Source organism: Pseudocoprococcus catus, assembly GCF_019734885.1.
Lineage (GTDB): Bacteria > Bacillota > Clostridia > Lachnospirales > Lachnospiraceae > Coprococcus_A > Coprococcus_A catus.
This window is the reverse complement of record NZ_JAAXCM010000041.1, coordinates 34,392-60,458: the sequence shown is the minus strand read 5'-3', so window position 1 is coordinate 60,458 and position 26,067 is coordinate 34,392. Positions and strand designations below refer to the sequence as shown.

The following is a 26,067-nucleotide window of genomic DNA, read 5'->3' as shown; positions in this document are numbered from 1 at the left end:
TACATTTTTCTTCCAGACATAGAAATAACCCCTTTCATTAGACTTACATTTTTGTCTAACAAAAGGGGTTCACTTCAATTATCGGCGGATATTTTTACAATACAGAAGACGGCAAAGAAACCCTGTTGGATGTCAATACCATCACAGGCGGTACATTTGGACGACGAAATTCTCAGAATAACATTCAGTATCCGCTAATCATTTCCGGTGATGTCCTCTCCGGTACATTTATGGGAGAACCGATTGTTGAGATTATTAACGGCGGTACCATACAGAGCGGTACTTATCACGGTGAAGTCGTTCTTTATCAGGGCGAAATTGTAAAAGGCGATTTCCGCAATACCGTTATTGCCCAGTACAATGAAGATATCTATAATGGCAGTTCTCTCGGAGAAAGTCTGATTTCAGGCGGTGTCTTCCGCAGCAATGTCATTAACCGGGGCGTCATTTCCAATGGTGTTTTCCTGAATACAGTGGAAAATGATCTGGCTTCAGATACAGATTACGACGGTGATGCCATCTCTGATGGTCTCGGCGGTGAAATCACAGGAGGCGTCTTCAGTGACAAAAACAACCTGACAGGCAGCAAATCACTTGATCTGACTTTCCAAAAACTCACATTAGATGATGCCAAAATTGTTGGAACAGACCTAACAACAGCCGATGTTATCTCCGGAACATCTCCTGTCAGAATCAATGCCATCACCCATCCAAAGTATGTTTTCTACCAATGGGTATGTGAAACCGACAAAGTAGACACCATTCTTTATCCTCCAATGGATGATATCACATCCCTGACCATGCCGGATCATGATCTCACACTCCGTGCTGACAGGAGAACAGAACAGCAAGCGGATTATAAGATTGCCTTATCCAGATCAGCTTATGGCTTTGGTGTTGTCCCTGAAGGTATGCCAATCGAACCTATCACCGGATATTTGAAAAACGTCGGTCTTAAAGATATTACTGATTGGGAAATTAAAAGTGCTACAATAGCCACTGTTTATACCATCGAACTGGAAAATGACAACGCTGAAAATATCCTGTTGAGAGATCATACTTACAAATTTACAATTACCCCTAAACAAAATCTTACAAAGGATATTTACAACGAACATTTACACTTCTACGCCTATGATGCCGAACACAATACCGTCCTTGATCAGGATTTTTATATTGATCTGCATATACCGGAATATAAACTGACCAGCGACACATCTGTATTAAACTTCGGCAGCCATGATGAAGGTTATACCCAGCCTGCTGCTAAGACATTTACCATTACCAGCACTGGAAATGCAGGCATTTACAACTGGAAACTGACCAGCGATGCAGCATCTTCTGCCTATATCATTTCACCGGACAGCGGAGACTATCTTGAACCTTGGATGGGAGCTGAGACAATTACAGTACAGCCGAAAGAGGGGCTTCCTGCCGGAACATACAATGAAACCTTAACCATCCAGGGGGATGAAAGCAACATTGTCTCCATTCAGGTTAAATTTGAAGTGAAATCATCTATCTCCTGTGAAGGTCAAAAGGAAATCAGCCTTTCCGAGGGCAACCACCAGATGACCATCGGCGGTACAGATGTCGGCACCTATACATTTGCCAAATCATCCAGCGATAAGTGGAGCATCCAGAATGCCGACGGCAAATATATCGGCTTTAAGAATAATGCATTAACACTGAATGATGAACCATTCTACTGGACTTTCAAGAATCACATGTTCTACACAACCGTTACAGAAAAACAGTCCTCCGGCTGGGGATGGGGTTGGTGGAACCGCGAACAGACAACAACCGTCAACTGGTTCCTGATCGCCGGTTCAAACGGTTTAACCGTCTCAAAATCTGAATCCGCAGCCAAAGCAGCATTCTACGACACCGTTGCATCCAAAGAACACAGCTTCGGCAAATGGAGCTCTGATGGCAGCGGCACACATGCCAGAACTTGTGAAGTATGCGGTTTCACAGAAAACGGAAACTGCAGCTATGATCCGGATACACACAAATGCACGATCTGTGGTGCTGCAGACCCTGCACACGCATCTGTTCACGTCGAAGTCAACGTTACCAAGATAACCGGCAGCAACGGCGGCGAATGGTGGTTCTGGTCAAAGCCTTCAACAACAACGACATGGACAGCTTCCATCACAGCAACTGGTGAAGGCGTTGATATCAGCAAAGTGGAATATTCTACAGACCAGACAAATTACAAAACAGGTACAAGTTTCACCAGCAAGAGTGAGATTAAAACCCTCTATATCCGTGTTACAGATTCCAATGGCAATATCACCAACTGGATCTATGAAAACGGTACAACCAGACAATTATAGTCACTATCAATCCCCCTGATACTGACTGTAACCCAAAACCTGATGCTTATACCTCTGCCCTTTACCGCCTTAGTATAAATATGAGTGCATCAGGCAGTATAAAAGGACCGGAAGTCTCTCACACTTCCGGTCCTTTGCATTGAAAGTTCCGTTTTCTTTTCTAATCCAGATTATCCGGTCCGAACCCTTCCGGCAGCAATTCCTTCAGAGAATAAATCTTATACTTTCCATCGGCTGCTGCCAGAATAATCTGAAATGTCTCCGGATCACAGAATTCCATCATCACCTGCCGGCAGACACCGCAGGGTGGCGTATAACCACTCAGTACACCGTTCATCCCGCCCACAATACAGATTGCACGAAAATCATGAACCCCTTCGCTGACAGCCTTGAAGAAAGCCGTTCTCTCCGCACAGTTTGTCGGCGTAAAGGCCGCATTCTCTATATTACATCCGGTATAAATTGTTCCGTCTGCAGCCAAGAGTGCTGCTCCCACCTTAAAATGAGAATACGGTGTATAGGAAAATCGAAGCTGTTTTACAGCGGTCTCAATCAGTGTCTGAATCAGCGTTTCCGACAATTTTTCATTATGTCCAATAGGATTTATCCACTGCTCACCCATCCTTTTGCCTCCTTTATCCACAGAATTTCAACCTTTTCCAACACTATTCCTAATAGGTGCCGAAGCTCCTATGCCTGTATCTCTACTCTGGCCTATCTGCAAATCCTGCCCATACCAACGCCTCCGAAGAGCTATCTGTTGTCCTCCCGAATCAGATTCCTGATAGCCTCCACAGCCACATGAATGGCCCCATCTGTGTCATGAACCACCGGATTCTCAAGGCCCAGCTTCGCCCGTTCCTGATTGGCCATGACAAGGAAACAGGAGCCCACACGTACCCCCAGATGGCCGCCTACAATGAACAATGCCGCCGATTCCATCTCCGATGCCAGACAGCCCATCCGCTTCCAGGCTTCCCATTTATTCTGCAGCTCATAGCTCACCGGCATCAATTCCGGCGCATGCTGTCCGTAAAAGGCATCCTTGCACTGGACAACCCCGGTATGATACGGCATCCTCAAAGCTTTCGCTGCGGAAACAAGGGCTGTTGTCACACCAAAATCAGGCACTGCCGGATACTCAATAGGCGCATATTCTTTGCTGGTACCCTCCATACGAACCGCACCCGTGGCAATGACGATATCTCCGCTTTTCACATCCGGCTGCATACCGCCGCAGGTTCCGATTCTGACAAATGTGTCCGCACCGCACCGATACAATTCTTCCATGGCGATTGAAGCCGATGGCCCGCCGATACCTGTGGATGTCACGCTGACTTTTACGCCGTCCAAAGCACCTGTATAAGTCGTAAATTCTCTGTTATCCGCAATCAGCACCGGATTCTCAAGATACCCGGCGATCTTCACACACCGCTTCGGGTCTCCCGGCAGAATCACATACCGGCCCACTTCCCCTTTGGCCACCTGAATATGATACTGTCTGCTCGCATCTTCTGAATAATTAATCATATAGACACCCCCATTATTTTAACTTTACAAGACATCGCATGATACTGCTCCTTCCCCTAATATGCCATATCCTTATCATAACATGAAAAAGAGGCTGCAACAACAGCCTCTTTTTCCCTTACTGAGCCTTGACTTTTGTCCAAAGCTCAGCAAATAATTTCTTAATATCCGTATCCTGATAACGGAAAATTTCATCTTTTTCGTAGCCGACACGCGGTACATATGCCTCGATACCTTCGTAATCCTCTTCCTGTGCCTGCTCATAAGCAGCCACAACCGGTGAACTGTAACCGACATATTGGGTATTTCTGTAAGCTACGTCATCTCTCAGCATAAAATCCATAAATTCGTAAGCCAGTTCTGTATTCTCACAATCCCTGGTCATAACCATGGCATCATACCAGAGGTTCGTTCCCTCTTCCGGCATCAAAAAGCCCAGATCTTCATTTTCCGACATAATATAGGCACCATCACCGGAATAAACAACTGCCAGTGCTTTGTTACCGGAAATCATGTTGTCAATGACATCATCGCCGGCATAAACTGGTTTCATGGTATCTCTCTGCTGAATCAGCCATTCATAAGCCGCCTGAATCTCGTTTTCATCGTGGGTATTCATGGAATATCCCAGGGCTTTCAGGGCGATCATAAAGGAATCTCGCTCAGAGTCATACATATACAGATTACCTGCATATTTCGTATCCATCAGCAGATTCCAGCCTTCACTGAGATCCGCTGGATCCACAACTGTTGTATCATAGAGAATACCCACATTACCCCAGAAATAAGGAACAGAGTAAACATTGCCCGGATCATATTCTTTGTTCATAACATCCGGATTCAATCCCTCTGCATTGGTCAGACGATCCCAATCGATCGGCTGCAGATAATCTTCCCTGATCAGACGCTCGATCATATAATCCGAAGGAATCAGAATATCATAGGCATCTCCGGCCTGAAGCTTTGTATACATCATCTCATTTGACTCAAATGTTTCATAAATAACCGTGCAATTGTACTCATCCTGGAACTCTGTCAGAAGATCCGGATCGATATATTCGCCGGCATTATAAACCCTCAGCACTCTTGCCTCTTTGTTATTGCTCTTGTTGGCCACACAGGTCACAAGACTGAGTACTAATGCAAAAACAGCTACACCTGCCACCAATTTCTTCATGTTCTGATTATTCTTCTTGTTGTCACCGCCGCCCAGTCTCGGAAGCAGATTAGCCAGAAGCAGAATCACAACAATCACCACAATAACAATGGTTGACAGCGCATTAATCGTCGGATTGATACGTTTTGTCATGTTATAAACGACAATTGAAATGTTCTTGACGCCGTTTCCTGATACAAAATAGGAAATAACGAAATCATCAAAAGACATAGTAAAAGCCAGCAGCGCACCGGCAAATATGCCCGGTCGGATCATCGGAAGAATAACTTTCGTCAGTGCCTGATACGGTGTGGCACCAAGGTCCATGGCCGCATTGGCCAGATTCGGGTCCAGGCTTCTCACCTTCGGATACACACTGGTAATGACATACGGCGTACAGAAGGCAATGTGTGCCAGAAGCATAGTCATATATCCCTTCTGGAATCCCAGAGATGAGAACAGCAGCATCCATCCAATGGCTGTAACGATATCCGGATTCAGAATCGGAATATCATTCATACTGAGCACCATATCTTTGATAATCTTCCGTGACTTTGACAAACCAATAGCTGTCATTGTTCCGAGAACTGTTGACGCAATGGTTGCCAGTATAGCAATCGTCACAGAAACATAAACTGCTGACATAATCTCGCTGTTTTCCAAGAGCGCTTTATACCAGCGCAGGGAAAATCCTGTGAATTTCGACAATGATTTCGATGAATTAAATGAAAATACCATCGTCACCAGAATCGGCAGATAGAAAAAAGCAAAACATATCGCAATATAAAATTTTGAAAATAAACTGTTTTTCTTTCGCATGGCCGCCTCCTAATTGTCCTGTACATCCATCTTCTTCATGAGACGCATGGCCACAAGAATCAGAACCGCCAGAATCAGTGAAATGGCACTGCCAAAATTCCAGTCTCCAACAGATACAAACTGAGATTCGATCAGATTACCAATGAGGACAAACTGCCCGCCGCCCAGGAGCTTCGGAATAACGAAAGAAGAAATCGCCATCAGGAAAACCATCACAATACCGTTGATCACACCGGGCATGGACAGTTTCAGAACAACCTTCTGAAATGTCTGGAACGGATTGGCGCCCAGATCCATGGCTGCCTCAATGAGAGAATTGTCCATTTTTCTCAGTGAAGTATGAATCGGAATGATCATAAACGGCATAAAGTTGCAGACCATACCCACAACAACAGAAAAATTCGTATACATCATGGTTACCGGATCAATACCCAGCATACCGAGAAGACCATTGATAATACCGTTGTCTGACAAAAGGTTCATCCACGCATAGGTTCTCAGAAGCATATTAATCCAGGTCGGAATGGTTACCGCCATAATCAGCATATCCTGCATCTCCTCCGGACATTTTGCAATAAGGTAAGCCATCGGATAGCCAAGAATCAAACAGACTCCGGTTGTCAGGACACCCATCTCAATGGACTTGATAAATACTTTGATATAAGTTGATTCATTGATTTTCGCAAAATTCATCAACGTAAAATTCAGTGTTTTCACCGGATTACCGCTTGTAGTAAATGCATAGATTGCAATGAGTACCAGCGGAATCAGTACAAACAGCACCAACCAGGCAAAATACGGCCCTGTTAATTTTCTAAAATGCTTCATCTAGTAACTCCCCATCTGCCACATAACATGAATGTCTTCCGGCGTAAATGTCAGTCCCACTTCCAGTCCGACAGCAAAATAATCCGTTGTGTCAATTCTGTAATCGCGGTATTTAGTAGTAACAATTATCTCATAATGCACACCCTTGAAGGTAACAGACTTGACGATGCCCTTCAGACTGGCCTTATCCGGCTGCACAATATCAATATCCTCAGGACGGATCACCACATCCACCGGCTCATTCTCAGGGAAGCCTTTATCCACACAGACAAACTCAAAATCATCAAAAGCTACCAGGAAATCCTTGATCATAACACCTTCGATAATATTCGACTCACCGATGAAGCCTGCCACAAAGCGGTTCTCCGGTTCATTGTAAATGTCAATCGGTGTCCCGATCTGCTGAATGGTTCCCTCATTCATAACAACAACCGTATCAGACATAGAAAGGGCTTCTTCCTGGTCATGGGTAACAAACACGAAAGTAATACCCACTTCCTTCTGAATCTTCTTTAACTCAATCTGCATCTCTTTACGAAGTCTCGCATCCAATGCTCCCAACGGCTCATCCAGCAAAAGCACCTTCGGCTCATTCACCAGTGCTCTGGCAATAGCCACACGCTGCTGCTGGCCCCCGGACAACAACGTCACATCCTTAGAACCATAATTTGCCAGACCAACCATAGCCAGCATACGCTCTACCTTTGTCTTGATCACAGCTTTGTCCATCTTCTTGATATTCAAACCAAAAGCCACATTGTCAAACACATTCATATGCGGAAATAATGCATACTTCTGGAAAACGGTATTAATCTCACGTTTATAGGCCGGAATTTTTGAAATATCCATGCCATCAAACAGCACTTCACCGCTGCTGGCCTCCTCAAAACCGGCAATAATACGCAGTGTTGTTGTTTTGCCGCAGCCGCTCGGCCCCAGCAGTGTCAGAAACTCATTCTGATGAATGTCCAGATTGATGCCCTTCAAAACCTGTTGGTCATCAAAATTCTTCGTCAGATTCTTAAGCTCAATAATCTTCTCCATGGTCTTCTCCCTTGCCAATTTAGATTCAGGACTTATTCGCCAGTCCTGATACAGAATCCGGTTCCGAATTCATGCACGTTCATTACATTAAAATGAAGGTGGATTGGAAACCCATATCACCTTCGCCTCGGATTCTCCTGCGTTCTTCAGATAATGTTCTCTATCTCCCTTCAGATAGAAAGTCTGCCCCTTTTTCAACATATATTGTGCCTTGCCGTAATGCAGCTCCACCTTTCCCTGAAGGACATAACCGAACTCCTCCGCCTCATAAGGGCCGTATGTCTCCGATTCGCATCCCGGATGCAGCTTAATCAGAATCGGCTCCATGCTGTTCTTCTGGGCATTCGGCACAATATAGGAAATGTCATAGGCCTCCTGCTCATTGATAAAATAATCATTGGCCGTAAATACCACACGCTCATCTCTGTCATCGGAAAAAAATTCGCCCAGTGAAGTACCGAGGGCCTCAAGTATATCCTCCAGCGTTGCAATAGACGGAGACGTCAGATTCCTCTCAACCTGAGAAAGAAACCCCTTCGTCAGCTCACTGCGGTTCGCCAGCTCCTCAAGGGTCAGCTGATTCTTAATCCTGAGCAGCTTAATCTTTGCACCTATATCCACGCTGATTCCTCCTTAACTTTTAGTTCGATATTACTAAACAAATCTATTATAGATTAATTCCTGTCGTTGTCAAGTATTTTTAAACAAAAAGTTTAGTAAAATAAAACTGACATCTTGCAGACATATTTTCTATAATTGAATCTCTGCACAATGTCAGCTTTTTCTTATTGTTCTTCCAACTGTTCATGATTTGGCATCCGCTGTTTCTCAATCATTTTCTGCAATTCTTCCTGATCAATTCCCAACACAAGCAACGTCTGAAGTTTTTCACTATCAATCAATTTCTTTTACCTTATACATTGCAAAAATTATGCCTGTTTTTATATGCAGAAAACCCCAGAGGCTGACACCTCTGGGGTTTTCTTTTTTCTCTTGGAACTTTTAATATCTTTCTTCGAAGACATTATATCATATGTGCTTTACACAATGCGCTTCTCCATTGCGCTGTTATTCGCCCTTTTCCTGTCTGTGCTTTGCTCTCATCAATGCCATTCTCTCTTTCGCTGACATTTTCTTAAGTGCTGCTTTTCTTGCCTCTTCCTCTGCAAAGGCTGCATCATCAAGGACACGCTGTTCGAAAACTCTTCCTTCAATAGCCACAGATTTCACAATGGCATCCGACAGGGCATCCAGTTCGGACGCATTGGAACGGTTTGCCGATGAGTTGATGGTCATTCTGGCATTCAGGATCTTGCAGTCCTTCAGATTCTCATCAATATACTGCTCCATTAATGAACCGGATTTAATCGCCCATGAACCGTTTTCGATGATGCCGAAGACACGTTTTGACAGATTCAGTACCTTCAGATGGTGCAGGAAGTCTTCCATCACCGGATAAATATTCAGGTTATAAGTTACCGATGCCAGTACAATATGGCTGTATTTGAAGGCTTCTGCCACCAGATAGGATACATGAGTCTTTGACACATCGTATACTCTCACATTGGTAACGCCTTTTTCACACAGCTGTGCTGCCAGTGCCTGGGCTGCGGATTCCGTGTTGCCGTACATAGATGCATAGACGATCATAACACCGTTTTCTTCCGGAATGTAACGGCTCCATTTATCATGCTTGTCCAGATAATATCCGAGATTGGTACGCCATACCGGGCCATGAAGAGGACAGAACATCTTAATCGGTGCAGTTTTAGCCTTTGCTAACAGCTGCTGCACAAATGGTCCGTATTTTCCAACAATATTGGTGAAATATCTTCTGGCATTGTCAATCCAATCTCTGTCGAAGTTCACTTCATCATCAAACAGACGGCCATCCAGTGAGCCAAAGGAACCGAATGCATCTGCTGAGAATAAAACGCCGTTGGTTGTATCAAATGTTACCATGGCTTCCGGCCAGTGAACCATCTGTGCCATCAGGAACGTAACGGTATGTTTACCAAAGCATCTTGTATCTCCCTCTTTAACTGTATCTTCACGGCCATCCACGTCAAAACCAAACTGGCGCATGAACATAAATGCTTTCTCATTGCTGATAACTTTACACTCTGGATAACGGATCAGCACTTCTTCAAGAGAAGCAGCATGGTCCGGTTCCATGTGGTTAACAACAAGATAATCCAGCTTTCTGCCGTCCAGAACCGCTGCAATATTCTCAAGAAATACGCGACATCCTGACCAATCTACAGTATCAAAAAGCACTGTTTTTTCATCCAGCAAAAGATAGGCATTATAGGAAACACCCTCCGGAATCGGATGAATATTCTCAAATAACTCAATTCGCTTATCATTAACGCCAACCCAATATAAATCTTCTGTTACTTTTCTTACTCCGTTCATTCTGCGCCCTCCTATCCTCTTGTTACCGCACTGATCATTTCACTCTTTGATACACCGCATTCCGGACAGATCCAGTCTTCCGGCAGTGCCTCAAATGGCGTTCCCGGTTCAATTCCTGCATCCGGATCACCCTTTTCCGGATCATATTCATAACCGCATCCCATACATACATAGCGGCCATCTGCCGTTGCTGTTGTCTTCGAGTATAATGGCATTTCACGTTTAACCGGTTTGGCATTCGGATCCGGTTTCGGCAGATCACTGTTCAGTTTTTCCGTCAGCAATGGCAGAATTGTTCGAATATCACCGACAATACCATAATCTGCGTGTTTAAAAATCGGTGCCTTTTCATTTCTATTGATAGCTACAACTGTATGTGCCTTTTCAATACCTTTCAGATGCTGCTGTGCACCGGAGATCGCACAGGCAATATAAAGTGTACCTGTAAATTTCTCGCCGCTCATACCTACAAATCTTTCTCTCGGAAGGACTTTCAGACGTTCAAAAGCCGGTCTTGAACATCCAAGTGCTGCCCCCGCTGCCTGAGCCAGATTCTCCATCAGGTACATGTCACTCTTAACCGCAATACCCATACCAACAGAAACAACACGTTCAGCCTCATCAATCGGTGTCATCGGATCCGCCGTTAATGAAAAATCAAATCCATCATCAATCAACAATTCCACCAGTTTGTCCACATTCGCTGCATCACTGCCTTCATTAATCATCTCGCGCAGTCTTTTTTTAGGATCCCATGCTCTTGTTGGTTCGTTCACAAAATTCATACTCATATAATGGCACCTCCGTTAAATTATATCTTTTATTTAAAAACAGTAATTATTATTGATTTAATATAATTATATATATAATAGCAAAAGAAGTCTGTAACAGCTGTTACAAACTTCCATATTTTACAAAATTTTTTCCAGCTTTTCTTTATCCAAAATACGTATCTGATTCCGTCTGGTCTCTATGATGCCTGCCTTCTGCATCTGCATAAGAGTCCTCGACAGGGATGGTCTGGCTACGCACAGATAATCCGCCTGTTCCTCTCGGTTCGTCTTCAGCTCCACCATCCCCTTCTTATCCGTCTCCTGCAAAAGCCAGGCAGCAATCCGCTCCTGTACACTGGAAAAACCAAGTACATTCAGCTTTCTTACAGCCATCCATTCTTTGGTTGACATGCTCTCATACAGATTCTGGATCAGCTGCTTATGGTGATCGCAGGCTTTGTCACAAAAACTATACAGATACTGCCACGGCACTTCCAGTACTTCCACCGGTTCGCATGCTACTGCCTCATACCAGTAGGCCCTGCCTTTTGTTGCCAGATGACTGCTGTAATGCTCTCCAAGCAGTGCTCCGGAAGCAACATGATACAACGCATTCACCTTGCCGGATGGCATATAACAGATAACTGATACCGTTCCCTTTAATACGGCATAAAAATAATCTGCTTTGTCTCCCTGGCAAAATATCGTTTCATTCTTTTTATATGTATGCATCTTTGCACCGGAACAGACAAGAATCTGTCCGATACTCTCTTCTGTAACATTTTTAAACAAGCTATTTTGTGCCAGACTCGGAGCTAAGAACTGTTCATCCTCTTCTTCCGGCGCGGACCTATAATTGCATTTTGTCATATTGTATTCCCCACTTACACTTTTGACTTGATATGTTTTTATCTGTTATCTTTATTTTAACAGTCCCAAAGGCCAATAGCCAGCTTTATTTCAATTCCACACACCAGTATCCAAAATCACCGCTCCTCTGTTTTTCATGACTCACCGGTTTAAATTTTCTAAAGCCAAACATAGATGCCATATATTGTTCCCTATGCTGCCAGATACCCGGTACTCCCATCAGATAAATATCTTCATGCTCTGCCATATCATCAATCCCATCCTTATCTTTCCTTCGTTCTACTTTTGCCAAAATTAAATGCCTGTAACAATAATAACCATGAAGCAGAAAACTATTGCTGCCATAAACCCAACAGGACATCGGCATACGTCCGATATCCTGAAGTTCCATCCGGACACAGTCCTCTACACTGTCATCCTCAAAAGGATACATCTGTGGAAGCTGCGACATCAACAGTTCATAGACGTTCATCGGACATTCCTTCCCCTTTTCATGAATAGATTCTGTTTCTTCAATTTCTGCATCTGAAGCCAACGCCATAGAGCTTTCTTCAATTTCTGTATTTCTTTTATCCATATTTCTCAATTCCGCTGCATTTTCCAAATTAGATTCTAAAGCCAACTCTTCTTCCGGAATCAGCGGATTCTCATCCGCATGCTGTACGGGCTCCCTCTGCAATATCTCCCGCAAATTAAAGCCATCTGCAGACTGTTCATCCTGCTGCTCAGCATTTTCCTTCATATCGGCCCCATCATCTTTTTCATCCACTGCAGCGTCAGCATTTGCATTTCCAAACCTCACTAATTTTTCCGAAAGTTGCTCTCTGTTAACAAATTTATCTGTTTCTAATGGCTCATCATCCCACCGTGTGCCATAAACATTGCCATTCTCCCCTAATAAAACCATTCCCGCAACACGACTTAAATCATATGCCGTCCCCATCAAATGCGCACTGTCCATAATAATCTCCATTTCTCCTGTCTGCTGACGGATCTGAACTTCTCCGACTGCAATACCTATGTAACCGCCGGATTCCCGAATCAGCATATACACCCGATAAACATCATTCTCACTATTATAGATTCCCGACATATGAATCAATATACGGCACTGGTCATCCCTGTTTTCAACCCGCACAAACCCACTGTTAATTGTTTTTCTTCCATCTTCATATAAATACATATAAGAAATAAAACGCCGATACTCCGCCACAGAAATCCCCTCCTAGGCCATCGATATAATTCTTTTCACAATCATTTTTTCACCACAGCGCTTATTCATATATATATGCCTGCACATCAAAAAATATGCAAAAAAATTATCATCAACTACAACAGAAAAATGCAGAGTTAATGATAACTTTTTTTATCTTACTTTATAAACCTTTATTCTCCAAGTTCTACCATTCGACGAATGCATCTTCCGGCACCCTCAATAACATTCTCCGGCAGCCGGATTTCTTCTCCACCCCGGCCTTTAAGACAGTTATAAATATCCATCAATGTTGTGATTTTCATATTCATGCATGTCAGCGGAACAGCCAACGGATAGAAGGCCTTGTCCGGACAGTCAAACTGCAGATGTTCTACAATACTGTTTTCCGTTCCGATAATAAATTCTCTGCAGTCAGATTTTCTGGCATAATTCATAATACCTGTTGTGGAGCCGACATAATCGGCCTGTTCAACCACTTCCTGACGGCATTCCGGATGCACCAGAAGCAGTGCATTCGGATGGGCCTTGCGCGCTTTCTCCACATCTTTGGTGCTGACAACAATATGTCTTGGACATCCGCCGTTATAAAAGGCAAATGTTTTCTCCGGCATCTGCTCTGCCACATAACGGCCCAGATTCGGATCCGGGATAAAAAGAATCTTGTCATTGTCCAGACGGCTGCAGATCTGTACTGCAGAAGAAGATGTGACGCAAACATCACACTCTGTTTTTAATTCAGATGTTGTATTGATATAAGCCACAACTGCATAATCCGGATACTTTGCCTTTAATTCACGAAGTCCTTCCAGATCCAGTTGTTCTGCCATTGGACATCCCGCCAAAGGATTCGCTAACCATACCTTTTTGTCTGGACTAAGAACTTTACAAGTCTCTGCCATAAACCGCACGCCGCACATAATCACGCCTTTGCAATTACTCTTTGATGCCTGCACACTTAAACCATAAGAATCCCCCATATAATCGGCAACTTCCAGTATTTCCTGACCCTGGTAAGCATGAGCCAGAATACAAACATCCTGTTCCTTTTTCATACGCATAATTTCCTGCTGAATTTCTGCAATTGTCATCTTTTTTATGCCCCTTTCACTGTTACCAAATCTGTTATAATATATATCATTGATTATCAGTCCACCGCAGCTACCCGACTTTATCCTTATGTTCCCATGGCTGAAGCGGTGCCAGAAAACCAGCCTTTTTCAGCTCCTCACCAATTAAATCCAAACGTTTCTCACTGGCCGCCTCTACCAGATGATAATGATAGCCTGAAGTAGCTGTACTCAGTACAGTTGACTGACTGTCATTTAATGCTGCAATAAACTCTGCAACATCCTGTCTTGAACGAATATCCATCTCTGCACTCACACGCCCGTAAACTCGATGACTGATACTGACATTGCACACTTTGCCGCCGCAATCCACAATCAGATTCAATTCTTTTACCGCATCACTTTGTGTATGGCGTACTTTAAATTCTCTCACACAGCGAGGTTCCTGTTCCATAACATAGCCTTTTGTTGTTGAAATAATTCCCGGTGTATACGCCCGAATCACCGCCATATCCTGAACAATCACCTGCCGGCTCACCCCATATTTTTCTGCCAGCTTTCTGGCCACAACAGGCTCTTCCGCATTCTGAAGGAGCTTCAAAATCGCATTTCTTCTCTCCGAAGCTTTCATTTTTTCAGCTCCTCTCACACTGCATGCAAATTCTTCATAGAAATGTCCAAAATTGGTGCTGAATGAGTTAATGCGCCGCTTGATACAAAATCTACGCCAATTTCACGAATACGTGCAATATTTTCCTTTGTAATATTACCTGAACACTCTGTCTGAGCTCTGCCATCAATCAGAGCAACCGCCTGCTTCATCACTTCCGGGGTCATATTGTCCAGCATGATAATATCCGCACCGGCCTCCACCGCCTCTGCCACCTGTTCCAGTGTCTCAGTCTCGATCTCAATCTTTCGGACAAACGGCGCATACGCCTTTGCCATCTGAATCGCCTTTGTAATGCTGCCTGCTGCTCCGATATGGTTATCTTTCAAAAGAACACCGTCGGACAGATTGTATCTGTGATTACATCCGCCGCCGACACGAACCGCATATTTTTCAAAAACACGACAATTCGGTGTGGTTTTGCGTGTGTCGAGCAATGTCACGCCGCTGCCCTCCAAAAGCTTGACCACGCTCCTTGTATAAGTTGCAATGCCGCTCATTCGCTGCAGATAATTCAGTGCAACTCTTTCCCCTGACAGAAGGACTCGAATGTCCCCTGTCACCTTTGCCATCAGATCACCTTTTTTAACCTCATCGCCGTCCTGACAGAACATCTCAATCTCCATACTTTCATCCAGAAGCTTAAAAACTCTGGCATATACATCCATCCCTGCAATCACGCCGTCTTCCTTGGCAATCAGATCTACCGTTCCCTTTACATTTGTTGGCATCACCGCATTGGTTGACACATCCTCGCTTGTAATATCTTCCTCCAACGCCATGCGAATCAATTTGTCTGCCTGAAGCTGCATTGTAATACTATTCATTTTCTCTCATCCTTCCTATTCCTTCTAATACAATCTGATGATACCTCTCAAGCAGTGCCTCTTTATCCTCATATCGCTTCAAATCCGTCTCTGCCTGACACGGATCCGGTGCCTGACCAAACAGCATATCATAGGCTGCCCTTCTGGCAAACACAAGCGATTCCAACAGAGAATTGCTGGCCAGACGATTCTTGCCGTGTACACCATTGCAGCTTGTCTCACCACAGGCATAAAGGCCTTTCATAGACGTCCGGCTGGACAAATCGACTTTAATACCACCCATAAAATAATGCTGGGCCGGTACAACTGGAATCGGCTCTTTGATTGGGTCAAATCCTTCTTCCATGCAATGCTGATAAATATTCGGGAAATGCTCTCTTATGGTCTTTTCCCCAATCGGACGCATATCCTCCCAGACAAATTCCGTACCGTCTTTCTCCATCTGTGCAAAAATCGCCTGGCTGACAACATCTCTTGGCTGAAGTTCATTTGTAAAACGCTGTCCGTTTTTGTCATATAATAATGCGCCTTCACCGCGCACCGATTCAGAAATCAGAAATCTTCTTCCCCTACTTCTGGAAAAGAGTGTCGTCGGATGGATCTGTATGTAATCCAGATGTTCCACCTCAACTTGATGTTCCATGGCAATACCAAGGCCATCCCCGGCAATATGCGGATAATTGGTGGAATTCTGGTACAAACCGCCGATACCACCGCAGGCCAGTACCACATACTGTGAACGGATCGGATAAACATGATTCTCCTCATCCATGGCTACTACACCGCCGCAGATATTATCCTTCTCAATCAGATCCACCATGGTCATATGCTCACGGATTTCAATATTCTCTTTTGTCAAAACCTGTTTCAGCAGTGTACTTGTAATCTCCTTGCCCGTGATATCCTTATGAAACAAAATTCTCGGTCTCGAATGGGCACCCTCTCTTGTGAAATCAAGTTCTCCATCCGCTGTTCTGGCAAAATCCACCTTTCTGGAAACCAGATCCCTGATAATGTCGTTGGAACTGCGGATCATCAAATCCACGGCACGTTCATTATTCTCATAATGTCCAGCACGCATTGTATCTTCAAAATAGTCTTTATAATCATCTTCCCCACGGAGCATACAAATACCGCCCTGTGCCAGAAAAGAATCTGACAGATCGGCTTCCTGCTTTGTCAGCATCAATATTTTCTTCCGCTCCGACAACATCAAAGCGCAGTACAATCCGGCTGCACCGGTTCCCACGATAATGACGTCATAATATTCATTCATTTTATTTATACCTCTTTCCCGCTAAGGTTTTACTGCTTTCGTCATTATACAACCTGACATATCAGCTGTCAAGACAGATGATATGTCAATGCTTATATATCTAACATATTATCTGAATTTCTGACATAAAAAGCACAAAAAAAGAATTCAGACAACCAAGATCTGAATCCTTTTTTTGTGCTTTTTATGTCATTTATACGCGTTAAGCCTGCTGTGAGTCTCTCTTTTATTTCAGTTTCTAACTTACCGCACAGTCTCCTTTTAAGCGTTCAGCAAAATGTCCGTCAATCGTGCAAACTGCTCCAACGTCAGTGCCTCACCCCTCACAGATGGTGAAAATCCTGCTGCTGCAATAGCTGCTGCAATCTGGTCCTTTGTAAAGTTCAATTCCGAAGAATTGTTCAGGCCATTCTGAAGTGTCTTGCGGCGCTGGTTAAAAGACGCTCTGATAATTTTAAACAGCATCTTCTCATCCTTCACCTGTACCGGCGGTTCTTCATAACGAGTCAAACGAATGACCGCTGAATCTACATTCGGGCGCGGCATAAAGCAGTTACATGGCACATTAGCCACAATATACGGCTCCGCATAGTACTGCACCGCCAGAGACAGCGCCCCATAATCCTTGGAACCCGGACCGGATTTCATGCGGGCTGCTACTTCCTTCTGCACCATAACCGTCACATTGGCCAACGGTACATGCTGCTCAAATAATGCCATAATAATCGGTGTTGTAATATAATACGGCAGATTGGCCACAACCTTGATCGGTCTGCCGCCATTCTCCTCCTGCACCAGTTTTTCAAGATCAAGAGACAGAACATCTGCATGAATCACTTTTACATTGTCATAATCTGACAAAGTTTCCTGAAGAATAGGGAGAAGATTTCTGTCAATCTCTACCGCAACAACTTTGCCTGCCGCCTCTGCCAGATACTGTGTCATCGTTCCGATACCCGGACCGATCTCCAGAACCATATCATCCTTTGTCACACCGGCCCCGGCAATGATCTTGTCCAGAACATGTCCGTCAATCAGGAAATTCTGTCCGAACTTCTTCTGAAAACAGAATTCGTATTTCTTTATTACCTCAATCGTTCTCTGCGGATTGGATAGTTTTTCCATAAATATAAAAATACCTTTCTAAATAAACTCTTTACCTTTTGTACCTGATTCTGTTAAGAAACTTCATTTTCTTTTCAGAAAGCGGTCACATATTCGCCACATTTCTTTTCTATAATAAAGCCATAAAAAAACAAAAGCAAGTGCTAATAACACATTATATAGATTTTTTCTTTTCTTTTTCATAATCGGATGAGGCCGCATGCAATGACTTTTGAATAAAGCGGCCGCATCCAATCCTCCCCTTTTTATTTGAATAAACGAATTTGCAAAATGGTCAGAACAAATAGTCTGACCATTTTTATTTACGCGAGCAACGAGCCAAAGTCAGTGCTTGCACGAGACCTTGGCGTTGCTAAGCGCCAGTGGCGCTTGTTTAGCAACGACCGAAACGGAGTGTAGAGGCCGCGATAACTTGAGAAACTCGCGGAGCGTGTTTCTCATAGTTTGCAAAGTAATAACTCTAACCCAATATGACCGTCATATTGCAGACGCTTCTTCCAGATAGTCGGTTCAAATAAACTATAGCATCATTATAATGGACGAAACACTTTTTGTAATCATTTACAGAGACATCCGATACATTTTTACAGCATTTTCCCAGGTTATATCCTCAACTTCTTTCGTTGTGATTCCCTTGATCTCCGCAATAGCCATCACCACATAGGGAAGATTCTGTGAAGAATTGCGTTTGCCGCGGTTTGGCACCGGTGTAAGGTAAGGAGAATCTGTCTCCAGTACCAGTCTGTCCATAGGGGCATAGTCCACGACTTCCTTCAGCACTCTGGCGTTCTTATAAGTCAGCACCCCGCCGATGCCAAGATACATCCCCATATTCAGATATTCTCTGGCCATTTCCACCGAATAAGAAAAGCAATGGACAACACCGCCGATTTCTGATAACTTCTCTTCTTTGGCAATATCCAGTGTATCCTTTGCTGCATCTCTTGAATGGATAACAATCGGAAGTTTTTTCTCCCTGGCAAGGTTCATCTGGCGTCTGAACCAATATTGCTGATTTGCCCTGGCCTTTGGATCCTTTTCCCAATAATAATCAAGTCCAATTTCTCCGATTGCCACAACCTTCTCATGCTCTGCCTGCTCACCGAGCCATTGAAAAGTCTGTTCATTTAACTGGCCGGCATCACTTGGATGTACGCCTGCTGCCGCATAAACAAAAGGATATTGGTCCGCAAGAGCAATACTTGACGCTGTAGATGCAAGATCAGCGCCGATATTCACAATTCGCCCGATTCCTGCTTCCTGCATGCCATCCAGCAGACTTTCTCTGTCTTCATTAAACATCTTGTCATCATAATGTGCATGTGTCTCAAAAATCATTCTTTATCTCTCCACTCTAATCAATTTTAGGCAGATCCCATCGGTAAGTAGCCGCCAGAATACGAATAATGACCACCACTACTGCTCCCAGAATCATACTGGCCGATTTGTGATAAGGCATCAGCCAGATACAGACACCGGCACCGATCAGTGATGCACAGGCATAAATCTGCTTTACCAGAATAAATGGGATCTGCTGCGCCATCATATCACGAATCATACCGCCGCCGACACCGGTGATAACACCGACAAATAACAACAGAAACCTGTGGTGGACAAATCCGATCTCATAAGCTGTTTCCACACCAATGACCGTGAAGGCTCCCAGACCAATGGCATCCAGAAGAATCATTATTTTCTCATAATAAAACAATGCCTTGCTGTCAAGCATTTGTTTTTTGATATAAAAAACAATAAAAAGTATCACCGCTGTCAGAACCGAATACTCTACATAAATCGGGTTCTTGAAGGTATTCGGCGGGTGAATGCCCAGCACCAGATCCCTGATAATTCCGCCTCCGACAGCGGTCATGACAGCCATCACAATAACCCCCAAAACATCCATTTTTTTGCGGATGCCGACCATAGCACCGGATGAGGCAAAAGCCACCGTTCCGATGATTTCTATGATAAATACAAGCATTTCCGTATTCACAAATTATTCCCTCGCTTTACACCCAAACCTTTACTGAACACTCCCAAGGAGCGTATAACAGATAGAAAATATCTCTCCTCTGTTTATAAAAAGCCCCAGAAACAACCCGATATTCTTCCGTGTCATCCCTGAGGCTCTCTTATTTACTTTTTAAGCTTCAGCCGTCAAACTCTAAAATCAACCGCCAGCCTAATGCCTGATTCAATTTCCGCTTATTAGCAGATCTCAGCACCTGCAGGCATCTTCTTCTCCGGAACCATCAGAGACAGATTGCCATCTGCATCTTCTGCACAGAGAATCATACCTTCAGACTTCACACCCGCAAGAGTCGCCGGTTTCAGGTTGGTCACAACCATGACTTTCTTGCCTACCATTTCTTCCGGTGAATAATGCTTTCTGATGCCGGAAACAATCTGGCGCACCTGATTGCCGATCTTCACCTGCGAGCAAAGCAGCTTCTTGGATTTCTTCACCGCTTCGCAGGCAATGATCTCACCTACCTGGAACTGCAGCTTCTCAAAGTCATCAAATGTAATCTCTGCCTTCGGCTCAATATCGATGCCTTCTTCTGTCTCAGCTTCCTCCGCAGGTTCTGCTGCCGGCTGTGCCTGTGCATTGGCTGCCTTGTCCGCTTCAACCTTCTCCATCAGCTCTTTGATGTCCACACGAGCAAAAAGAATCTCAGGCTTTTCAACGACTTTGCCGCCTGTTTCGAGAAGTCCGAACTGGTCAAGCTTCAAATAATCTCTTTCCTGTGTACCCAGCATATCCAGAATCTTGGCAGATGTATCCGGAAGATAAGCTGCCAGTGCAACGGCTGCCATACGGATACCCTCCATCAGATTGTAGAGAACGGTTGCCAGTCTGTCCTGCTTTGTCTCATCCTTCGCCAGTTTCCATGGTTCTGTCTCATCGATATATTTATTGCATCTTCTGAGCAGTGTAAATACTTCAGTAATCGCGTCTGCCACTCTGAGTTTCTCCATCTTGGCATCCACTTTCTCATGCATAGCCAGTGCAACTGCCTTCAGATCATCATCAACAGGCTCATTCACACCCGGATTGGAAATCACACCGCCGAAATACTTGTTGTTCATGGAAATGGTACGGTTCACCAGATTGCCCAGAATATTCGCCAGATCTGAATTCATACGTTCAACCATCAGTTCCCATGTGATAGAACCATCATTATCAAACGGCATCTCATGCAGAACAAAGTAACGAACTGCATCTACACCAAAATAATTCACCAGATCATCCGCATAAATCACATTGCCCTTTGACTTACTCATCTTGCCGTCACCAACCAGCAGCCATGGATGACCAAATACCTGCTTTGGCAGCGGCAGATCCAGTGCCATCAGCATGATCGGCCAGTAAATCGTATGGAAACGGATAATATCCTTACCGATCAGATGCAGGTCGGCCGGCCAGTACTTCTTGTAGAGTTCATCACTATTGCCGTCCACATCATAGCCAAGGCCTGTAATGTAGTTGCTGAGAGCATCGATCCATACGTAAACAACATGTTTATCATCAAAATCAACCGGAATACCCCATTTGAAAGAAGTTCTGGATACACACAGATCCTGCAGACCCGGCAGAAGGAAGTTGTTCATCATCTCATTCTTACGGGATTCAGGCTGAATAAATTCAGGATGTGTATTGATATAATCAATCAGTCTGTCTGCATATTTGCTCAATTTGAAGAAATAAGCTTCTTCCTTGGCATCAATGACTTCACGGCCGCAGTCCGGACACTTGCCGTCCACCAGCTGGCTTTCTGTAAAGAAAGATTCACATGGTGTACAGTATTTGCCTTCATAATAGCCTTTATAAATATCGCCCTGATCATGCAGTTTCTTGAAAATCTTCTGAACCTGCTTCTCATGATATTCATCTGTTGTACGGATAAACTTGTCATAAGATGTATTCATCAGATCCCAGATTTCTTTGATCTGACCGGATACATTATCTACAAACTGTTTCGGTGTAATACCGGCTTCACTGGCTTTAATCTCAATCTTCTGACCATGCTCATCTGTACCTGTCTGGAAACGGACATCATAGCCCTGCATTCTCTTAAAACGTGCAATACTGTCAGCTAAAACAATTTCATAAGTATTGCCGATATGTGGCTTGCCTGATGTATAGGCAATCGCCGTTGTAATATAATATGGTTTTTTTGCCATTTTTTCTCTCCTCCTGATCTATCCAACGCACCGAGGCGCAAATATTCATTCTAGTTACTAATTATAGTATAACCAAAACATGAATACAACTGCAAAATAACATAAAAATAGAAGAAGACTGCCATACTACTCCTATGCTATAATGTGCATAAACAATCCATACTGTCAATCAGCACACACCTTCGCTCTGAATAATAATACCCGCAAAGAGAGGAGTCCCTTTATTATGAAAAAAACATTTCGACAAATGACTGCCAGCCTGATCATTTCATCTATACTTTTATGCGGCTGTTCATCCAACAGTCTGCTGACATCAGCTGCCGCTCAGGACCTTTATGATCATCGTTACAGTGTTGGTTCCTCAAGCATAGAGGCCAATACTGAATTCGATGACTTTACACGGGAAATTTTCACCCAATCCATCAGTACGGATGCATTGACGCTGCATTTTGAACTCCAGGATCCATCCGCCTATGATATTGACCTTGATAACATAAATCTTGGCCGTATTGACCTGCAGAATCCGATTTCAACCTTTGTATCCGATATCAGCACCTCCGCCCTCCAAAGTGAACTGCACGATTTTGATTATGACAGCCTGGATAAAAAGCAGCAGCAAACCTATGATATTCTTGATGAATTTCTTGACACAGACCAGATGTATGACACCAGGGAACTCTTTTATTATCCCGAGTATTTAAGCAGCACTTCCGGTATCCAGAGCCTGCTGCCTGTGATGATGTCAGAGTACGCTTTTTACAGCCGTGCTGATATTGATGACTATTTGACACTGCTGAAAGATTTTCCTGACTATTTCAACAATATTCTTGATTATGAAAAAGCCAAAGCCAATGTGGGCCTGTTTATGTCTGATGAATCTGTAAAAGAGGTTGTCGATGCCTGTCAGACATTTATAGAAGATCCGAACAACAACATGCTCATAGAAGTCTTTCCTGATAAACTCGAAGCCATCTCTGATCTGTCAGACGCTGAAAAATCATCCTATATCGATCAGAATAATCATTCTGTAAAGAATTATGTCATTCCTGCTTATCATTCCCTCATTGATGGCTTAAACGCTTTGAAAGGCAACGGAACCAATGACAACGGTCTGTACTATTTTGACCATGGCAAAGAATACTATGAATATCTGATCAAAACTAAGACCGGTTCCTCCAAGTCCCCTGATGAATTGATCGAATGGCTGGATGATACCCTCAAAAGCAGTATGCTGCAAATGGTTGTTCTTATCTCTTCTGATGAAAAACTGTCTGATCAATTGGATGAAAACATGGATATTGCTATCAGCGATCCGAAGGACATCCTTTCTGCCCTTCAAAAAGATCTGAAAGACAATTTTCCCGATGCTGTCACAGATCAATATACCCTTAAATACGTACCTGAATCACTGGAAGACAGCATGAATCCTGCTTTCTATATGATTCCGCCGGTAGACGTCACTGACAGCAATGTCATTTACCTGAACAACAGTCAGATTACAGACAATCTGACTCTTTTCACAACGCTGGCCCACGAAGGCTATCCGGGACATCTCTATCAGCAGTCTGCCTTTTCAGCCACCAAGCCAGATCCATTGCGTCAGACTATGAATTTTCTCGGTTACGTTGAAGGATGGGCCACCTATGCGGAGAATATGTCTTACGAATGGACCGGACTTGACAGCTCCCTCATTCGCTGCCTGCAGCTGAATCAGGATATCACCCTGGCCCTCTACGGACGCATTGACCTTGGTATCCACTACGAGGGCTGGACTGAAGAAAATACGGCCGAATTTCTGGCTGATTATGGCTTTGATGATGACGAAACCGTTCATTCCGTTTTTCGGGCTATCGTAGCCGATCCCGCGTCCTACCTGCCGTACTGTATCGGCTACATGGAATTTAAAGAACTGCGGGAGGATACCGAAGAAACCATGGGAGATGATTTCGACTTAACACAATTTCATCAATGTATCCTAAATGTCGGTCCATGTTCCTTTGACATATTAGAGAAATATATACAAAAAGATTATATTGATGCTTGATTCTCCTGTTCAACTTGACATTCCCTCTTTAATCAACTAAACTATTGATTAGTGGTATGCGCTGCACAACTATGTGCAAGTGATCAACTTGAATTATCATTTCAGGAGGAGTATAGATATGTCAACAAAAGCTTATTATCCACTCAACGAAATCGGTGCCGGAAAAGTTGGTTTTTCCAAGACACGTTCTATCATCGAAGCTGCCTTCTACGGCAATAATGTTGTCAAAGTCAACACCTTAAAAGAAGCTTACAATCTGGCTAAGAATTCACCTGGTACAATCGTAACAGATATGCCTGTTTACAGAGGTGAAGAATTTGGTCTTGACAGCGATGCAAGAGTCCTTCTTTTCAACGATGGTGCCATTACAGGCCGTTATGCTACTGCCCGCCGTATTGCAGGTGAACCTGGGGTTGACTGTGATGCACTGGACAAAATTGTCATGGATGCGGTTTACACAGCAAGATTCAAGAAATTATATCATGCAACCGTTTATGCAGGTCTTGATCCTGAATTCATGGTTAAATGCCATCTTCTGATTCCGGAAGGCGAGGAGAATATTCTTTACAACTGGATGCTGAACTTCCAGTATATGTCCGATGATTATGTAAAGATGTATAAGGCTTCCAAACCTGTGGGTGACGGCAAAGAAGCAGATATCTATATCTTCTCTGATCCGCAGTGGATCCCGAATGAAGCACCTGGCGTCAGCCTTGACTGCTTAAGCGACCCTGCTAAAAAGACACTCTGCTACTTCAATACAGAAACCAACTGCGCATGCATCCTTGGTATGAGATACTTTGGTGAACATAAGAAAGGTACACTGACAATGGTATGGGCAATCGCCAACCGCAACGGCTATGCTTCCTGCCATGGCGGCCAGAAAGAATATCTCCTTCCTGATGGTTCCAAATATGTTGCATCCGTTTACGGTCTGTCAGGCTCAGGTAAATCCACTCTGACACATGCAAAACACGGCGGCAAATACGAAATTAAAGTTCTGCATGACGATGCCTTCATTATCAACACTGATACATGTTCATCCATCGCCATTGAACCAACCTACTTTGATAAGACAGCCGATTATCCTACAGGATGCGCAGACAACAAATTCCTTCTGACAGCTCAGAACTGCTCCGCTACAATGGATGAGGACGGCAAGATTCAGCTTGTCACAGAAGATATCCGTAACGGCAACGGCCGTGCCATCAAGTCCAAGCTCTGGTCTCCGAACCGTGTGGACAAGATTAACGCCCCTGTTAATGCGATCTTCTGGATTATGAAAGACCCTACAATTCCACCGGTTGTTAAGCTGAAAGGTGCATCCCTTGCTTCTGTTATGGGTGCAACACTTGCCACAAAGAGATCTTCAGCTGAAAGACTTGCTCCTGGTGTAGATCCTAACAAACTGGTTGTTGTTCCTTATGCCAACCCATTCAGAACATATCCGTTGGCCAATGATTATGCGAAGTTCAAGAAACTGGTAGAAGAAAAGAACGTAGACTGCTATATCGTCAATACAGGCGATTTCATGGGCAAAAAAGTCCAAAAAGAAGATACGCTTGGTATTCTTGAAGCCATCGTTGAAAAACGTGCAGATTTCCATCAGTGGGGTCCATTCTCCGATATCGAGATCATGGATTGGGAAGGCTTCGTTCCTGACATGCAGGACAAGAATTACACTGATCAGCTGAAAGCCCGTATGAATGACCGTGTCAATGAGATCAAGGCTTTCGCAACTGAAAAAGAAGGTTATGATAAACTTCCTGATGATGCACTTGCTGCTATCCAGAAAGTTGTCGATGAATTGAAATAATTGTTAACGCTGGTTAACTGAATTTTTAATAATCATTCCTGCAGGAGGAGATGTGCTGTCATCTCCT

General features: G+C 43.9%; 21 protein-coding genes. 3 read left to right on the top strand and 18 right to left on the bottom strand.

Annotated features, from left to right (window positions below; all coding sequences use genetic code 11):
* The first annotated feature begins 125 nt into the window (after positions 1-125).
* Positions 126-2,339, top strand: coding sequence for a hypothetical protein (locus tag HED67_RS12005; protein WP_221718435.1), 2,214 nt, complete (start codon positions 126-128; stop codon positions 2,337-2,339).
* A gap of 160 nt (positions 2,340-2,499) precedes the next feature.
* Here HED67_RS12005 and HED67_RS12000 read toward each other — a convergent pair whose 3' ends face one another.
* The 18 genes from HED67_RS12000 to metG form a co-directional block, all read right to left on the bottom strand.
* Positions 2,500-2,961, bottom strand: a complete 462-nt coding sequence (locus HED67_RS12000; RefSeq protein WP_246612217.1) for a cytidine deaminase — start codon at positions 2,959-2,961, stop codon at positions 2,500-2,502.
* A 131-nt stretch (positions 2,962-3,092) separates the two neighbouring features.
* Positions 3,093-3,869, bottom strand: coding sequence for a uridine phosphorylase (gene udp / locus HED67_RS11995; protein ID WP_178440674.1), 777 nt, complete (start codon positions 3,867-3,869; stop codon positions 3,093-3,095).
* A gap of 118 nt (positions 3,870-3,987) precedes the next feature.
* Positions 3,988-5,844, bottom strand: a complete 1,857-nt coding sequence (locus HED67_RS11990; RefSeq protein ID WP_221718434.1) for an extracellular solute-binding protein — start codon at positions 5,842-5,844, stop codon at positions 3,988-3,990.
* Between the two features lie 9 nt (positions 5,845-5,853).
* Positions 5,854-6,672 (bottom strand): ABC transporter permease, encoded by an 819-nt coding sequence (locus HED67_RS11985; RefSeq protein ID WP_178440678.1) that lies wholly within the window; start codon positions 6,670-6,672, stop codon positions 5,854-5,856.
* Entirely contained in the window at positions 6,673-7,716 is a 1,044-nt protein-coding gene (potA, locus tag HED67_RS11980; RefSeq protein WP_178440680.1) for a spermidine/putrescine ABC transporter ATP-binding protein, read from the bottom strand.
* A gap of 87 nt (positions 7,717-7,803) precedes the next feature.
* Positions 7,804-8,337, bottom strand: coding sequence for a helix-turn-helix domain-containing protein (locus HED67_RS11975; protein ID WP_178440682.1), 534 nt, complete (start codon positions 8,335-8,337; stop codon positions 7,804-7,806).
* Between the two features lie 447 nt (positions 8,338-8,784).
* Complete coding sequence (locus tag HED67_RS11970) at positions 8,785-10,131, bottom strand: FprA family A-type flavoprotein (RefSeq protein WP_178441796.1); 1,347 nt, start codon at positions 10,129-10,131, stop codon at positions 8,785-8,787.
* A gap of 11 nt (positions 10,132-10,142) precedes the next feature.
* Positions 10,143-10,922, bottom strand: coding sequence for an FAD-binding protein (locus HED67_RS11965; protein WP_178441797.1), 780 nt, complete (start codon positions 10,920-10,922; stop codon positions 10,143-10,145).
* Positions 10,923-11,042: 120 nt separating this feature from the next.
* Entirely contained in the window at positions 11,043-11,774 is a 732-nt protein-coding gene (locus HED67_RS11960; protein ID WP_221718433.1) for a Crp/Fnr family transcriptional regulator, read from the bottom strand.
* 85 nt (positions 11,775-11,859) lie between these two features.
* Positions 11,860-12,987 carry a DUF6128 domain-containing protein gene (locus HED67_RS17425; RefSeq protein WP_221718432.1) on the bottom strand — a complete coding sequence of 376 codons (1,128 nt, stop codon included), beginning with the start codon at positions 12,985-12,987 and terminating at the stop codon, positions 11,860-11,862.
* A gap of 173 nt (positions 12,988-13,160) precedes the next feature.
* A complete protein-coding gene (nadA, locus tag HED67_RS11950; RefSeq protein WP_221718431.1) occupies positions 13,161-14,078 on the bottom strand; it encodes a quinolinate synthase NadA in 918 nt (305 codons plus the stop codon).
* Positions 14,079-14,148: 70 nt separating this feature from the next.
* Positions 14,149-14,688 carry a transcription repressor NadR gene (locus tag HED67_RS11945; protein WP_178440463.1) on the bottom strand — a complete coding sequence of 180 codons (540 nt, stop codon included), beginning with the start codon at positions 14,686-14,688 and terminating at the stop codon, positions 14,149-14,151.
* Between the two features lie 14 nt (positions 14,689-14,702).
* Positions 14,703-15,554, bottom strand: coding sequence for a carboxylating nicotinate-nucleotide diphosphorylase (gene nadC / locus HED67_RS11940; RefSeq protein WP_221718430.1), 852 nt, complete (start codon positions 15,552-15,554; stop codon positions 14,703-14,705).
* The gene (locus HED67_RS11935; protein ID WP_178440459.1) at positions 15,547-16,830 is read right to left on the bottom strand and encodes an L-aspartate oxidase; all 1,284 of its coding nucleotides are present in this window, start codon (positions 16,828-16,830) and stop codon (positions 15,547-15,549) included. The genes nadC and HED67_RS11935 overlap by 8 nt, the downstream gene beginning before the upstream one ends.
* Before the next feature lie 261 nt (positions 16,831-17,091).
* Complete coding sequence (gene rsmA, locus HED67_RS11930; protein WP_178440457.1) at positions 17,092-17,955, bottom strand: 16S rRNA (adenine(1518)-N(6)/adenine(1519)-N(6))-dimethyltransferase RsmA; 864 nt, start codon at positions 17,953-17,955, stop codon at positions 17,092-17,094.
* A 561-nt stretch (positions 17,956-18,516) separates the two neighbouring features.
* On the bottom strand, positions 18,517-19,293 hold the full coding sequence (locus HED67_RS11925) for a TatD family hydrolase (RefSeq protein WP_178441350.1): 777 nt from the start codon (positions 19,291-19,293) through the stop codon (positions 18,517-18,519).
* A gap of 16 nt (positions 19,294-19,309) precedes the next feature.
* Complete coding sequence (locus HED67_RS11920) at positions 19,310-19,936, bottom strand: trimeric intracellular cation channel family protein (protein ID WP_221718439.1); 627 nt, start codon at positions 19,934-19,936, stop codon at positions 19,310-19,312.
* 227 nt (positions 19,937-20,163) lie between these two features.
* Entirely contained in the window at positions 20,164-22,140 is a 1,977-nt protein-coding gene (gene metG, locus HED67_RS11915) for a methionine--tRNA ligase (protein ID WP_221718429.1), read from the bottom strand.
* Positions 22,141-22,366: 226 nt separating this feature from the next.
* Here metG and HED67_RS11910 point away from each other — a divergent pair, with 226 nt between their 5' ends.
* Both HED67_RS11910 and HED67_RS11905 read left to right on the top strand, forming a co-directional pair.
* Positions 22,367-24,184, top strand: coding sequence for a DUF885 domain-containing protein (locus HED67_RS11910; protein WP_221718428.1), 1,818 nt, complete (start codon positions 22,367-22,369; stop codon positions 24,182-24,184).
* Between the two features lie 118 nt (positions 24,185-24,302).
* On the top strand, positions 24,303-26,000 hold the full coding sequence (locus tag HED67_RS11905) for a phosphoenolpyruvate carboxykinase (ATP) (protein WP_178437882.1): 1,698 nt from the start codon (positions 24,303-24,305) through the stop codon (positions 25,998-26,000).
* The last annotated feature ends 67 nt before the right edge of the window (positions 26,001-26,067 follow it).

Coding starts and splice junctions, on each gene's coding strand:
- HED67_RS12000 (WP_246612217.1), bottom strand. CDS start 2,961: ATGGGTGAGCAGTGGATAAATCCTATTGGACATAATGAAAAATTGTCG.
- udp (WP_178440674.1), bottom strand. CDS start 3,869: ATGATTAATTATTCAGAAGATGCGAGCAGACAGTATCATATTCAGGTG.
- HED67_RS11990 (WP_221718434.1), bottom strand. CDS start 5,844: ATGCGAAAGAAAAACAGTTTATTTTCAAAATTTTATATTGCGATATGT.
- HED67_RS11985 (WP_178440678.1), bottom strand. CDS start 6,672: ATGAAGCATTTTAGAAAATTAACAGGGCCGTATTTTGCCTGGTTGGTG.
- potA (WP_178440680.1), bottom strand. CDS start 7,716: ATGGAGAAGATTATTGAGCTTAAGAATCTGACGAAGAATTTTGATGAC.
- HED67_RS11970 (WP_178441796.1), bottom strand. CDS start 10,131: ATGAACGGAGTAAGAAAAGTAACAGAAGATTTATATTGGGTTGGCGTT.
- HED67_RS11965 (WP_178441797.1), bottom strand. CDS start 10,922: ATGAGTATGAATTTTGTGAACGAACCAACAAGAGCATGGGATCCTAAA.
- HED67_RS11960 (WP_221718433.1), bottom strand. CDS start 11,774: ATGACAAAATGCAATTATAGGTCCGCGCCGGAAGAAGAGGATGAACAG.
- nadA (WP_221718431.1), bottom strand. CDS start 14,078: ATGACAATTGCAGAAATTCAGCAGGAAATTATGCGTATGAAAAAGGAA.
- HED67_RS11945 (WP_178440463.1), bottom strand. CDS start 14,688: ATGAAAGCTTCGGAGAGAAGAAATGCGATTTTGAAGCTCCTTCAGAAT.
- nadC (WP_221718430.1), bottom strand. CDS start 15,554: ATGAATAGTATTACAATGCAGCTTCAGGCAGACAAATTGATTCGCATG.
- HED67_RS11935 (WP_178440459.1), bottom strand. CDS start 16,830: ATGAATGAATATTATGACGTCATTATCGTGGGAACCGGTGCAGCCGGA.
- rsmA (WP_178440457.1), bottom strand. CDS start 17,955: ATGGAAAAACTATCCAATCCGCAGAGAACGATTGAGGTAATAAAGAAA.
- HED67_RS11925 (WP_178441350.1), bottom strand. CDS start 19,293: ATGATTTTTGAGACACATGCACATTATGATGACAAGATGTTTAATGAA.
- HED67_RS11920 (WP_221718439.1), bottom strand. CDS start 19,936: ATGCTTGTATTTATCATAGAAATCATCGGAACGGTGGCTTTTGCCTCA.
- metG (WP_221718429.1), bottom strand. CDS start 22,140: ATGGCAAAAAAACCATATTATATTACAACGGCGATTGCCTATACATCA.
- HED67_RS11910 (WP_221718428.1), top strand. CDS start 22,367: ATGAAAAAAACATTTCGACAAATGACTGCCAGCCTGATCATTTCATCT.
- HED67_RS11905 (WP_178437882.1), top strand. CDS start 24,303: ATGTCAACAAAAGCTTATTATCCACTCAACGAAATCGGTGCCGGAAAA.